12 protein-coding genes are annotated in these 12,631 nt (G+C 60.0%); 4 read left to right on the top strand and 8 right to left on the bottom strand.

The features are described from left to right. Positions 1–22: 22 nt before the first annotated feature. The 6 genes from ACJO3M_RS12870 to ACJO3M_RS12845 form a co-directional block, all read right to left on the bottom strand. On the bottom strand, positions 23–775 hold the full coding sequence (locus ACJO3M_RS12870) for an SDR family oxidoreductase (RefSeq protein WP_407001755.1): 753 nt from the start codon (positions 773–775) through the stop codon (positions 23–25). Positions 776–816: 41 nt separating this feature from the next. Further along, positions 817–1,872 (bottom strand): L,D-transpeptidase family protein, encoded by a 1,056-nt coding sequence (locus ACJO3M_RS12865; protein WP_407001754.1) that lies wholly within the window; start codon positions 1,870–1,872, stop codon positions 817–819. Between the two features lie 40 nt (positions 1,873–1,912). Continuing rightward, positions 1,913–2,482, bottom strand: a complete 570-nt coding sequence (locus tag ACJO3M_RS12860) for a TMEM165/GDT1 family protein (protein WP_406989719.1) — start codon at positions 2,480–2,482, stop codon at positions 1,913–1,915. Positions 2,483–2,721: 239 nt separating this feature from the next. Then, a complete protein-coding gene (locus ACJO3M_RS12855) occupies positions 2,722–4,113 on the bottom strand; it encodes a DHA2 family efflux MFS transporter permease subunit (RefSeq protein ID WP_407001950.1) in 1,392 nt (463 codons plus the stop codon). Positions 4,114–4,146: 33 nt separating this feature from the next. Next, on the bottom strand, positions 4,147–4,572 hold the full coding sequence (gene slyA, locus ACJO3M_RS12850; RefSeq protein WP_406989721.1) for a transcriptional regulator SlyA: 426 nt from the start codon (positions 4,570–4,572) through the stop codon (positions 4,147–4,149). 152 nt (positions 4,573–4,724) lie between these two features. Then, entirely contained in the window at positions 4,725–6,014 is a 1,290-nt protein-coding gene (locus ACJO3M_RS12845) for an MFS transporter (protein WP_407001753.1), read from the bottom strand. A gap of 305 nt (positions 6,015–6,319) precedes the next feature. On the opposite strand from ACJO3M_RS12845, the gene ACJO3M_RS12840 reads away from it, so the two are divergent. From ACJO3M_RS12840 to ACJO3M_RS12825, 4 genes are all read left to right on the top strand, one after another. Further along, positions 6,320–7,225, top strand: a complete 906-nt coding sequence (locus ACJO3M_RS12840; protein ID WP_407001752.1) for a helix-turn-helix transcriptional regulator — start codon at positions 6,320–6,322, stop codon at positions 7,223–7,225. 9 nt (positions 7,226–7,234) lie between these two features. Beyond that, a complete protein-coding gene (locus tag ACJO3M_RS12835; RefSeq protein ID WP_407001751.1) occupies positions 7,235–9,004 on the top strand; it encodes an ExeM/NucH family extracellular endonuclease in 1,770 nt (589 codons plus the stop codon). Between the two features lie 109 nt (positions 9,005–9,113). Next, on the top strand, positions 9,114–10,001 hold the full coding sequence (locus ACJO3M_RS12830; protein WP_407001750.1) for an alpha/beta fold hydrolase: 888 nt from the start codon (positions 9,114–9,116) through the stop codon (positions 9,999–10,001). 122 nt (positions 10,002–10,123) lie between these two features. Beyond that, a complete protein-coding gene (locus tag ACJO3M_RS12825; RefSeq protein WP_407001749.1) occupies positions 10,124–11,194 on the top strand; it encodes an AraC family transcriptional regulator in 1,071 nt (356 codons plus the stop codon). A gap of 20 nt (positions 11,195–11,214) precedes the next feature. Here the strand turns inward: ACJO3M_RS12825 and queE are convergent, their stop codons facing one another. After that, positions 11,215–11,871 (bottom strand): 7-carboxy-7-deazaguanine synthase, encoded by a 657-nt coding sequence (queE, locus tag ACJO3M_RS12820; protein WP_407001748.1) that lies wholly within the window; start codon positions 11,869–11,871, stop codon positions 11,215–11,217. Beyond that, on the bottom strand, positions 11,871–12,536 hold the full coding sequence (gene queC, locus ACJO3M_RS12815; RefSeq protein WP_407001747.1) for a 7-cyano-7-deazaguanine synthase QueC: 666 nt from the start codon (positions 12,534–12,536) through the stop codon (positions 11,871–11,873). The genes queE and queC overlap by 1 nt, the downstream gene beginning before the upstream one ends. Positions 12,537–12,631 lie beyond the last annotated feature (95 nt).

The following is a 12,631-nucleotide window of genomic DNA, read 5'->3' as shown; positions in this document are numbered from 1 at the left end:
CTCCCCGGATCAGAGCGATGGGTCAGAACATTCGGGCCAACACCGACACTGGCAGCCGCTTCATCAGGAAACCCAGAGGTGTCCATGGCCATCCAGGCACGAAACACTCGGGTTTCTCCGACTCGATCGCTTTGACCATGGCCTTGCAGCCGGTTTCAGCGTCCACGATGAAGGGCGTGTTTTTCACTTTCTCATTAATCTCAGTACGAATATAGCCCGGATACAAGGTTGTGACCCGAATTGGAGACTTTTGTTTCACCAGCTCCACCCGCAAGCCTTCCATCAGGGCCGCCAGACCGGCCTTGGTGGCCGCATAGGTAGTGACATTCTTTGGCATCCCGCGCACTGCCGTCACCGACGATACGGCAACCAGGTGGCCCCGGTTCTGCTCGCGGAATATCTCCATGGCGGCCTCGATCTGGGCCAGGGCCGACACGAAGTTGGTTTCGGCGGTTTGCTTGTTGGCTTGGAAGCGCCCGGTCCCCAGGGGTTGGCCCTTACCAATACCGGCGTTGACGATGATGCGGTCCAGAGTGCCAAACTCCGACTGGAAACCCCGGAATACCTCGAATACCTGTTCGTGATCGTTCACATCCAGTGCCTGGAGGCTGATACGAATAGCCGGGTACTGTCGCCGCAGCTCGTCCCGTAATGCTTCAAGCCGTTCCGTGCGACGGGCACACAGCGCCAGATTGTCTCCACGAGCGGCAAATTCCCTGGCCATGCCTTCGCCAAGGCCGGAGCTGGCGCCGGTGATCAGAATCGTACGCGTCATGGGGTGTCCTTGTTATTCTTGAATGGATAGAGGGACCGGCCTCAGAACCAGAGCTGTGGCCCCTTTTCGTTGCGGTCGACATCAGCCGGTTTTTCCGCGTTACTGTCGTCCGATGCCAGCTGGCGGACCCGGACCCGTTCTCCCACCATGGTGGGAAGGCCATCCGCCTGATCGACGGCGAGCTCTATGGCGCGACGCTGGATTTCAACGCCGGGTTTGCGCTGAAGGAAGCTGTCCAGCGCTTCCGTCACCTCCTGCCACAACCACTCCCGGTCCTGGTCGCTGTATTCCTCATGGGGACGATGCACTTCCAGCCAGACTTCCCCGCCAGACAGACCAATCTTTACCGGCTGCTTGATCACCCGTACCGGCGTGCCCTTGCTGACCTGGTAAACAAAGCGTGAAATGTCCTCGTTGTACATGCGGAAACAACCGTGACTGACCTGCATGCCGACCCCGAACTGCTTGTTGGTGCCGTGGATCAGGTAGCCCTCCTCACTGAGCATCAGGGCATGACTGCCCAGCGGATTACCGGGGCCGGGGGGGATCATTCTTGGCAGGTAGTCACCAGAGGCCTCGTATTCGGCGCGAATGCTGGCCGGCGGGTACCAGGCAGGCGACTCCAGCGGCATGGTGACTTCGGCATCCGTCAGCGGCGACGGATTGTCATCGGTGCCCACGCCGACCGGGTATACCTGGACACCTTTGTCGGTAAAGTAATACAGACGATACTCCGCCAGATTGATGACAATGCCCTTGCGCTCAACATCGGGCAGGACATACTGACGGGGCAGGGTGATGCGTGTGCCATCCCCCGGCAGCCAGGGGTCAACACCGGGGTTGGCTTTCACCAGTTCCAGGTAGCCCAGACTCAGCTCGTTACCAATGGCCGCGAAGGTATCCTCATACTTTGTAGTAAACACGGACAGTGAACCGGCGAGATCCCCATCGATGGCAAACGCCGGCACCCGCGGTTTGCGATCCGGCGCTTCAGCAGCATCGATGACCCGGGTCTTGTCCTGTTCCGCCCCATAGGCGCCAGTCCAGGACAGAACAAAGCCGACCGTCATCAACGCCAGAATTCGTTTACACCACATAGCTTTTCCACACCACAAAGAAAACCCGTTGAGCGGACACTCAGGCCGTAGCCAGGGCCGCCCAGACCGTTGCAATCGCCAGGACAACGAAAAGAACACTGGCACCAATACGGGCCGTTGCCAACGGCAAACGGTCCATTAACCACTTCCCCGCCATAATAACCGGAATGTTGGCCAACAGCATCCCGACGGTTGTACCGATAATAACCCAGACGGTCTCTGTGTATCGTGCTGCCAACACTACGGTTGCCACCTGGGTCTTGTCGCCGATCTCGGCGATAAAGAACATCACGGTCGTCGCCATGAACGCGCCCATGCCCAGAAACTTCGAATCGTCGCTGTCATCCTTGTCAGGAATCAGCAACCACAGTGCGATGGCGACAAAGCTCACGGCCAGGATCCAGGGCAGCCAGGTTTCCGGTATCCATTTGGCAACCCAGGCCCCCAGCATGGCCGAAAGCGCATGATTCAGAACCGTGGCGACAAAAATACCAAGAATAATGGGCCAGCGCTGGGCGTAACGCGCTACCAGGAACAGTGAAAGCAGCTGGGTCTTGTCACCTATTTCAGCAATGGCAACGGCGAGGGTAGAAGAGAGAAAAGCGTCCATGAAATGCCCCAGGGCGGAATTTCAGACATGAGACAGCCACCTTCCGCCCTTTGGAGGTGTCTGCCTCAGGTCTTGCCAATCTCGCCGCTATTCCACTATCTGGTTAGGGCGGGACACGATAGCCATGGGGATTGGGCCCCAAGTATGTTGACTACCATCCGGCCCGCTGAACTCACCGCGGGCGGAGGCTACTCCCCTGAAGGAAGCTGCATACTACCCGATGCCAATTTCCAGTTCAATTACGCTCGCATCCGCCATACCGGTATAGCCGCCACCGCCACGAACAGCGCCACCAGCCACCATGCCGAATGGAAGGCGCCGATGGTAGGAATACCCCCGGCGTGATCCCCGAACTCGATGGTCAGGGCGACAATGTTGACGCCGTAGGCGCCGCCGAGCTGCCGGGTAAAGTTAATGGTGCTGGAGCCCGCCCCCAGATCATGGGGCTCAAGCGGATTCAGGGCGCCGGTCGACAATGCGGGCAACATGAACCCCAGGCCAACCCGGCCGAGGATGGTCCACAACGCCAGCCAGCCAAACGCGAGCTCCAGATCGGACATCGCGAACAACGCCGCAGATGCTGCAAACAGCACCATGCCGAAAACGACCAGGGCGCGGGAGCTGTGCTTGTCCGCCAGCCGCCCCGCCAGGGGAAAGGTCATGCCCAGGGCGATACCCGCAGGCAGCATCAACAGCCCCGCCTCGGTGGCAGAGAAGTTCAGGGCGGTTTGGACAAACAGGGGCACCAGATACGTGGAGCCAAACAACGCCAAGCCAAGTGCGAGGGCACCAAGATTGGCATAGAGGAATACCGGCTGTCGCAACAGTCGGAGATTCAGCAATGGGTGGCTGGTTCTGCGCTCCCGCCATACGAAAAGTAACAGGGTAGTCACCGCGACCAGACCTTCCAACACCAGCCAGTAGCGACTGTCGGCAGCATTTTGCAGCCGATTCAGAGCGTCCAGAGACACCGCGATGGTAGACCCCAGCAATAACAGGCCGGGCAGGTCAAAGCGATAGGGCGCTGGCCGCGACACCGGCAGCGGCAGAAAACGCCAGGCCATGAACACACCCAGCAAGGTGACCGGCGCAGGTGCAAACATCACATAGCGCCAGTCCAGTTGATCGACCAGAAAGCCGCCCAGAACCGGTCCCAGCGCAGGCGCCAGAATGACGCCCATGCCGTAGATCCCCATCGCCTGGCCACGACGCTCCCGGGGAAAAATCCGGAACACCAGGTACATACCCATGGGTTGCATCAATCCGGCCATGGCACCCTGACCGATACGGGCGGCGATCAATTGTTCCGGGGATGACGCAAACCCACCCGCCAAAGAAATCAGGCTGAACAGGGCCATGGCTGTTGCCAGGGTCTTGCGGAGACCGAAATGGTCCAGCAGCCAACTGGAGGTCAGCATGGTGGTGGTCATGGCGGCGATAAAACCGGTCGCCAGCCAGTGAACCTGACCCTGACGAATCCCGAATTCCAGCATGATATCGTGCAGCGCCACGTTGACCACCGTGGCACTCAGCACCGTTGCCATGGTACCCAGCATCACTGTGAAAACAGCCAGCCAGCGCCAGCGTTCACCGTATCGGGCCTTCAGCCCCTCCACCGTATTATCACTCAGAGCGAATGCTCCTCCAGGCCGGGTTCGTGCGTTTTATTTCTGCTTTTCGGCGTTTTCCAGAATTTTGTGAAAAACTTTGATGGCACAGTCGATTTCCTTGTCGGAAATCCCGTCCAGCATTTCCTCCCGCAGCTTGGAGGCACGCTCGGTCAGATCCTCCATAAAGGCACGACCGTTATCCGTCAGGTGCAGACGTCGGGCGCGGCGGTCATTGGGGCACGGGCGGCGCTCAATGAGGCCCTGCTGCTCCAGACTGTCCAGCAGACGGACAAGGGTGGGATTTTCAATGGCCATCAGGCTGGCGAGTTCTCGCTGGGTCAGGCCTTCGCCCCCTTCCCTGAGATAGACCATGGTGGTCCAGCGTGCCTGCGTCACACCCAGATCCTTCAGGCGCTCATCCAACAGTTTGCGCCAGCGGCGGGTGACCCGGGCAACGGCAAAGGGAAACTGATCTCTCATGGTCGGGAACTCCGATTAGGGACTGAATAATCACATAAAGCTAACAATAGTAAGCTAACCATTGAAATGAAAACAGATATTAATACAGAAACAATATTGGGGAAAACCGAAAGGCGGGCGAAAAAAGCCCGCCTGGACAGGCTATTGCAGGTTCATCCGGTCTGGCGGAGCTGATCTTCTTCCTGCATTTCCATGATTTCCGAGGATTCGTGGAAGTCCTCGTTGCGGGGATCTATTTCCGTCAGGACCGCAGAGGTTTCCGGCATGGCCGGTACGAAATGTTCCTGGTCCACCACCGCCACATCATCGGTATGGGTAATACGGTAGCTGGTCACCACCGCCAGCAACACCAGGAAGCCGGCATTCCCAAGGAACAATCCCCTCGGTCCCAACACACTGATCAGCTCCGCCATAACGATCGGCCCGATCACACTACCGATGCCATAGCTGAGCAACAGCGTCGCACTGGCGGCCACAATGCGATGACTGTCCATCCGGTCATTGGTGATCGCAACCGCAATCGGGTAAACCATGGCCGACAATCCAGTAAACAGGCCTACCAGTATCGTCAGTATCCATATTGTGCCCGCACCCAGCACAGCAACCAGACCCGCTGCTGTGGCCGCAGTCAACGCCACCCAGCACATCACCCGCCGCCGGTCAAAGCGGTCACACACACGACCAAGAGGCCACGCCAGCAGCATCGCCGCAATGATCGCGCTGGCCATGAAGGTGGATGTCCGGGCGACATCCAGCCCCACCATGGTGGCGTATACCGGACCGAGGGCGTAGAACGAGCCGATCAACACACCGCAGATCAGGGCTCCGGCAACACCACTGAAAGATTCCCGCCCAAGCTTGAAAAACGACATTCGCTCGGCCTGCTCAATGACCGGAGCCTCCATTGTCGTCAGGGACAGGGGAACCAGTGCCAACACGAGCAACATCGCCGCCAGCGAGAACGGCATGAAGTTCGCCGGATCACCGATGTTCACCACCAACTGGCCACCGGCGGCAGACAGGTAGAAAACAAACTGGTAAACCGCAAACAGGGCCCCCCGGTTGGCATTGGTGGCACGGCTGCTGAACCAGCTCTCGATCACCACCAGTACGCCCGCCATGCTGAACCCCGACAATACCCGCAGGACCGCCCAGAAAATCATGGAAATGGCCATGGGATACATCAGCGATGTCACGGCAGCCACCGCAGCGAATACCGCAAAGGCCCGAATATGGCCGACACGGGCAATGACCTTCTGGACATAGAGGGTGCCCAGGACAAACCCGATGGAATAACACACCAGCACCCAACCGATAATATTCGGTGCGACGGATTCAATGCTCAGGCGGATGCCCAGCAACGTCATCAGAAACGCGTTGCCGCTGACCAGCAGAATGATGCTGAGAATCAGGGCAGAAAGAGAAGTGACCATTCGGGTCATCTGACAGGCTCCGGACGTTGCAGGCTTGCGCTGGTGGATTGTGACAAAACATAGCAGCAAGGGCCGGTTTTTGCCGGGGGCGAATTAGAGCAGGCGCAGCCCGGCGTGACTACTACGCACTTCCCGAAGCCCGCCTCAAACCCCGAAACACCGACAACCAACTCGCTGGGGCCCCCGGCATGCCTGACTTTAACAATGTTTTACATTAAGGTGACGTAACAGAACTGCCAGCAAGGAGCGGGTACCATTATTCAGGAGTTATTCCGAGGCTCCCTAGCTATTCACTAAACCCGTGAGCGCCTGTTATGAAAAAAACGGACTGGCCCATCCGGTGGGATCTGCTGCTTCGCTACCGCCTGATTGAGATTATTGCCCTGTGGGAAGGACGGCTGACGACCAACCACATCTGCCACAGCTTTGGCATCGGACGGCAGCAGGCCTCCAAGGATATCAATACCTATCTGCGGGAACTGGCACCCGACAACCTGGTGTACGATCGGCACCTGAAGGGCTATGTGCCCGCGACCGACTTCCGCCCGGTGGTCACCCGTGGTCAGGCCAGTGAATATCTGGACCTGCTGGCCCGCCAGGAGCATCTCAGTGACACCTTTGAAACCCTGAACATCAGCCTTCCGGACAGCACCGTTGTGCACGGCCCCCACCGGGTGGTGCAACCGGACGTCATGCGTGCGGTGGTAACCGCCACCCGTCACGGGCGCCAGCTGAAAGCCGGTTACGCCTCACTCGCTCAACCGGCCATCACCCAGCGTCTCCTGGAGCCCCATACCCTGGTCTGCGTCGGCCACAACTGGCACCTCCGGGCCTGGTGTGAAACCACCGGGGCGTTCAGCGATTTCGCCCTGAGTCGTTTCCGGGGCGAGCCGGAAGCCTCTCGGGTGAAATCACGCCACACCGCCCACCAGGACGATGAATGGAATCGCGAGCTGACACTGGTACTCACCCCCGACAGCCGGCTGAGCAAGGAGCGCAGGGACATTATCGCCGCTGACTACGGCATGACCAACCATCGCCTGGAGCTGGACACCCGCGCGGCACTGGCTCCTTATGTGCTGTCCCGCCTCGGCGTGGCGGTGGACACCCCGCATCCGGACCCACTGGTACAGCAACTGGAACTTGCCAACCCCGAGCAGGTAAACCCGGGAAGCACCCACCAGCAAAAAGCCGTGAAAGCGGTGGCGGGGCTTTGCTAGAATCGACCGGTGACATCACACGCCACCAATCGCCTTATTACAGCATTCACAGCCCTGGTGCTCTGGCTTCCTGCCGGAGCCGTCGCCGCTGGCTGTGGCTCTCCCGCAACCGCTATCTCTCAGGTCCAGGGCCATCAGGCCCGCTCCCCGCTGGCAGGCGAAGAGGTCACTGTCGAGGGGGTCATCACCCTTGATTCCCGCCACCAGGGCGGTTTTCGCGGCTTTTACCTGCAACAGGCCGACGGGGAAACAGATAACAACCCGGCCACTTCCGAAGGCCTGTTTGTCTACACCAACCGCACAACCGCCAAAGCGGGCGACCGCGTGCGGGTGAGTGGCAGGGTCAAGGAATTCCATGGATTGACGGAGCTTGCCGATATCCGGCAGCTGCTGGATTGTGGCAAAGCCAGGTTACCGGAGCCGGTCACCGTCCGGCTGCCCTGGCCCGGCAATCACCCGCCGGAACACCTGGAAAACATGCGGGTGGCCGTGGCCGGCTCCCTCACCGTCATCGATAACTACCAACTGGCCCGCTACGGCGAACTGACCCTGGCAAGTGCGCCCCAAAGCATACCGACCGACATTCTCGATCCCGGCCCGGAGGCGATCCAGCTACGGCAGCATCAGCAAAAGCACCGGCTGTTGCTGGACGACAATCAAGGTGAACGTAACCCCGATCCAACACCTTGGCCGACCCCGGCGCTATCAGCCAACAACACCGTGCGCGCAGGCGATACCGTGAGCGCTCTGGATGGCGTGCTCGATTTCCGCTTTGACGCCTGGCGCCTCCAACCCATCACCGCCCCCCGCTTTCACAAGGACAATCGCCGTCCGGAAGCCCCTGAACGAGCGCCGCAAACCAGCTTGCGCCTGGTAACTCTTAACCTGGAGAACTACTTCAACGGTGACGGTCAGGGCAACGGCTTCCCAACACCACGCGGTGCGGAGACATCCGCTCAGTTTGCAGAACAGACTCGCAGACTGGTCACCGCCCTGACTCTGCCCGACCCCGACATAATCGCTGTTACAGAGCTGGAGAATGATGGCTACGGGGATCACAGCGCCCTGGTGACTCTGGCAAAGGCATTGGGCACCCACTGGCGTTACGTCATATCGGATGAAGACGCCGGTAACGATGCCATTCAGACCGGCTTACTGTACCGGGCCGATCGCGTGAAACCGGTGGGGACCGCGAAACGACTGACCGCCGGCCCCTTCAAGCGACTGGGACGGCGCCCCCTGACCCAGGTCTTCCAGCCACTGAAACAAGGCGGCAGCGTCCGCATTATCGTCCCGCACCTGAAATCCAAAGCCTGTCGCGGCGCCAGCAACAGCGACCGGGATCAGGGCGATGGCCAGGGTTGTTACAACCACCGCCGCACCGCAGCCGCCAATGCCCTGGTGCGCTGGGCAAGCGAACTGCCACAACCCGGGGGCCTGGCAGGCACCCTGATCACCGGCGACCTGAACAGCTACACCCGGGAAGAACCACTGCAGGTATTCTACCAGGCTGGCTACACCAGCATGGTTCACCACTTCCACCCCTGTGCGGCCACGGACTGTCCCCACCACACCTATCGTTACCGGGGGCGTCATGGCAGCCTGGATTACGCACTGGCATCACCGGCGCTGGCACCGAGAGTGACCGGAGCCTGGAGCTGGGCTGTCAACGCCGACGAGCCGAGAGCCCTAAGCTACCGGAATGCCGATCAAACCCCGGAGGACTCTCCCTGGCGATCCTCCGATCATAACCCGGTCATCACCGATCTCGCTCTCTGAACACCCGTTCCGCAATTGCTCGGCTGCCGCCACTCACGGGCGGCAAGGCCATCGCCCATCCTTACCATAACGGTACACTGGTTCCATACCCTGGCATCGGAACAACACAATGAAAGTACCTACCCCGAATCTTTGGCCCCTGGCCCGCACCGGCCAGCGCTGGATGCTTCAGGCCAAACGCAGGGAAGCCATGGTTGACGGACACCGCATGGTGTATCTCGAGCGCGGAACCCCCTCGGCCGACAAGCCCACGGTGTTGCTGATCCACGGTTTCGCGGCAATGAAGGAGAACTGGGCATTCTGGCTGCAGAAGCTGCCCCGGGACTGGCACATCCTGGCCCCAGACCTTCCCGGGCTCGGCGAAAGCGATTACCGCGATGATGCCAGTTACCGTTACGAGGCCCAGGCCCTGAGGCTGAGGGACTGGCTGGCCACCTTCCCCACCAGCAACATTCATATTGCCGGCAGCTCCATGGGCGGGGCGATTGCCGCCGTGCTGGCGCACCGCATGGAGCCGGCGCCCCGCTCAGTGACACTGCTGAACAGCGCCGGTATTCCGGAACACGCCGATGTCGATATCGACGCGCCGTTCGAATCCAACCGGGACGAAATCCTGATACCCAGGGACTGGACCGGCGTCTATCGCATGTTCAACACTGTCGGCAATGGCAAACCCACGGTGATGGGCATTGCCATGACCGGTCTGCTGGGCCCGGACCTGCTGCAGCGGGGCGATGCCCTGCGGCATATTTTCAACGACATGCTGGCGGACGCCCTGGCGCCGGCCCGCTACCTGGGCAAAACCACGCCACCACTGCAGGTTCAGTGGGGGGACCGCGACGTCATTACCCCGACCTGCTGCGTGGACTGGTTCCGCACCGCGACGCCGGAAGCCGACATTCATGTCTTTCCCGGTGTTGGCCACCTTCCCATGCTGGAAAACCCCGGACGTTCGGCTGCGACCCTGGCCAGATTCATTGATCGCCACCAGCAATGATTGGCCTGCATGGCCTCTTGACCCGTCAGCGAAGTCATGGGGCTAGACCGAGGTAACGGTCATAATCATGTCTGAATGTCATTCCCTTACATAACAAAAACAGCATAAAACGAGGAAAAACCATGCGCGCCTCAGTATCGACCGTTCAGGATCTGGGCATGCCGGCCATATACCTGCACCTGCTAGCGGAGCTGTTGAACACCATTGGTGTTGACGAGCGGGCCCTGCTGCTACGTGTCGGTCTCGACCCGGCCCGTCTGAAATCAACGGACCTGCGTGTCAGCCAGTCCCAGGCCAGTGAATTTGTGACCCGCGCCATCATCGAAAGTGGCGAACCCGGCCTTGGCATCATGCTCGCCCGGGAGCTCAAGCTGCCGCTCCATGGCGCCCTGGGTACCGCCGTCATGAGCAGCCGCTCACTGGACGAAGCCCTGGAACTGATGACCCGCTACCTGACCCTGAGAGCCCCCCATCTGAAGGTGTCCCGTCGCCAGGAGGGCAACAACGTACTGTTCAACGTGTCCTGTGGCGTTGATCTGGGCCCTCTGCACGGATTTATCATGGACGCCATGCTGTTCGGTTGCGTGTCCATGGGCGCTCAGCTGACCGGCACTGCCGTTCCCGGCTCCGCCATCCTTCGCCGGGGCGCGGAGCCCGGCTACTTTCAGCGCTTCCGCCAGCATATTGCGGTGCCGGTACGCTACGAATCCCGGGAAGATGCCCTGGTCATTCCCCGCACACAGCTGAGCATGCCGGTGCGTTTCAGTGACGCCCAGCTCGCGGCTTCCTCGCGGGCACAATGTGAAGAAGCCCTGAAACAGCTAACCGAGGACGCTGGATTTGCCTGCCGGGTGCGGCGAGTTATTGAAACCAGCCACCCGTTTCCTCCCAAGCTGGCAAGGGTGGCGGCCACCCTGTTCGTATCCGAGCGCACTCTGAAACGGCGCCTGCAGGAAGAGAACGCCAGCTTCCAGAATCTGGTGGACCATGTCCGCCTGGAACGAGCAGGGGAGTTGCTGAAGAATACCGGCATGAATCTGAGCCAGATTGCGGACGTGCTGGGGTATGCCGATGCCGCCAATTTCACCCGGGCATTCAAACGCTGGACCGGCACCAGCCCGAGCCACTATCGCAGCCAGGCATTGCAGCCGGTCAAGACTCAGGCATCGTCGTCCATGCGGGCGACAGCCTGATGCGGATAGCCTGACCGGGGTCAGTCGATGCCGATGATCTTGTGCATTTGCAGTGTCAGCCGCCACTGCGGGTGAGCCAGGCAATACTCGGTGGCCTTGCGGGTATTGCTCTGCTTTAGCGAATCAGCCCCGCCCTCCGGCGCCGACGGGGAAGCCATCGGCGACAGGAAATAATGGCTCGCCAGGATGTGCAGAAATCTTTCAGGCATGGCCTTGGGCTGGGGGTAAACCAGCTTCAGCTCGTCACAGCGTTCAATCACCACCGGGGCATCCGCCTTTGGACTGACACACAGCCAGTCAATACCCTCCGGCGCCGGCAGGGTGCCATTGGTTTCCACGCCAATCTCAAAGCCCGAACGATGAAAGGCTGCAATCAGATCCCGGTCCAGCTGCAACAGAGGCTCCCCACCGGTACACACCACGTAGGGGCGGCCAGGGGCGTCGGGCCACAACTTGCGAATATGGGCGGCCAGGTCATCGGCGGTATCAAAACGACCGCCATTCTGGCCATCGGTCCCCACAAAGTCCGTGTCGCAAAAGTCACACACCGCAGTTGCTCTGTCCTTTTCACGGCCAGTCCACAGGTTGCACTTGCTGAACCGACAAAATACTGCGGCACGACCAGCCTGGGCACCCTCCCCCTGAAGGGTGTAGAAGGCTTCCTTGACCCGGTACATCAGACCCCATCCTCATACGGCAACGGATCAACCAGGCCATGGGCAGCAAAGGCTTCAAGACGCTCAACACAGGAACCGCAACGGCCACAGGCCTTGTCGCGACCGTTGTAGCAAGTCCAGCTCTGGCTGTAGTCCAGCCCCAGTTTCAGCCCTTCCGCAAGAATCTCTGATTTGTCCATGGCCATGAACGGCGCCTCGATTCCCACCGACTCGTAATTCGCCACGCGGCAGACGGCATCCATCTTTTCGACAAATGCCGGGCGGCAATCCGGGTAAATCGCGTGGTCCCCGCCATGAGCGCCATACCAGACCGAACTGGCCCCGGCGGTCACGGCATAACCGGTCGCCAGGGACAGCAGGATCATGTTGCGGTTGGGCACGACGGTCGCCTTCATGGAGCCTTCCTCGTAGTGACCTTCGGGCACGTCAACGTCGGAGGTCAGGGCCGAGCCGGCCATGACCGCCCCGAGCGCACGGATATCAATAATTTTGTGGGGGATACCGGCATCATCACAGACCTTGCCCGCACACTCCAGCTCACGGACATGGCGCTGACCATAGTCAAAGGACAGGGCATGGACCTGATAGCCGCGAGCGCGGGCCAGGTGCAACAGCGTGAAGGAATCCATTCCCCCGGAATAAATAACAACAACAGTTTCAGACATCAGAGAATCCCGTTAGTACCCATAACAACCTCTTGGCTGTCATTGGGGTTTTACATTCGATGGGCATATTGTAACAGTGGAATGACACGATGGGT

The sequence above is a fragment of the Marinobacter alkalisoli genome (assembly GCF_045449795.1).
Lineage (GTDB): Bacteria > Pseudomonadota > Gammaproteobacteria > Pseudomonadales > Oleiphilaceae > Marinobacter.
Note: the sequence above shows the minus strand (reverse complement) of the source record. Positions and strands in the feature narration are given on the sequence as shown.

Excerpts from the sequence above, each read along its gene's own strand:
- ACJO3M_RS12830 (WP_407001750.1), top strand. The coding sequence starts at position 9,114 with ATGAAAGTACCTACCCCGAATCTTTGGCCCCTGGCCCGCACCGGCCAG.
- ACJO3M_RS12865 (WP_407001754.1), bottom strand. The coding sequence starts at position 1,872 with ATGTGGTGTAAACGAATTCTGGCGTTGATGACGGTCGGCTTTGTTCTG.
- queE (WP_407001748.1), bottom strand. The coding sequence starts at position 11,871 with ATGTACCGGGTCAAGGAAGCCTTCTACACCCTTCAGGGGGAGGGTGCC.
- ACJO3M_RS12825 (WP_407001749.1), top strand. The coding sequence starts at position 10,124 with ATGCGCGCCTCAGTATCGACCGTTCAGGATCTGGGCATGCCGGCCATA.
- queC (WP_407001747.1), bottom strand. The coding sequence starts at position 12,536 with ATGTCTGAAACTGTTGTTGTTATTTATTCCGGGGGAATGGATTCCTTC.
- ACJO3M_RS12840 (WP_407001752.1), top strand. The coding sequence starts at position 6,320 with ATGAAAAAAACGGACTGGCCCATCCGGTGGGATCTGCTGCTTCGCTAC.
- slyA (WP_406989721.1), bottom strand. The coding sequence starts at position 4,572 with ATGAGAGATCAGTTTCCCTTTGCCGTTGCCCGGGTCACCCGCCGCTGG.
- ACJO3M_RS12860 (WP_406989719.1), bottom strand. The coding sequence starts at position 2,482 with ATGGACGCTTTTCTCTCTTCTACCCTCGCCGTTGCCATTGCTGAAATA.
- ACJO3M_RS12845 (WP_407001753.1), bottom strand. The coding sequence starts at position 6,014 with ATGACCCGAATGGTCACTTCTCTTTCTGCCCTGATTCTCAGCATCATT.
- ACJO3M_RS12870 (WP_407001755.1), bottom strand. The coding sequence starts at position 775 with ATGACGCGTACGATTCTGATCACCGGCGCCAGCTCCGGCCTTGGCGAA.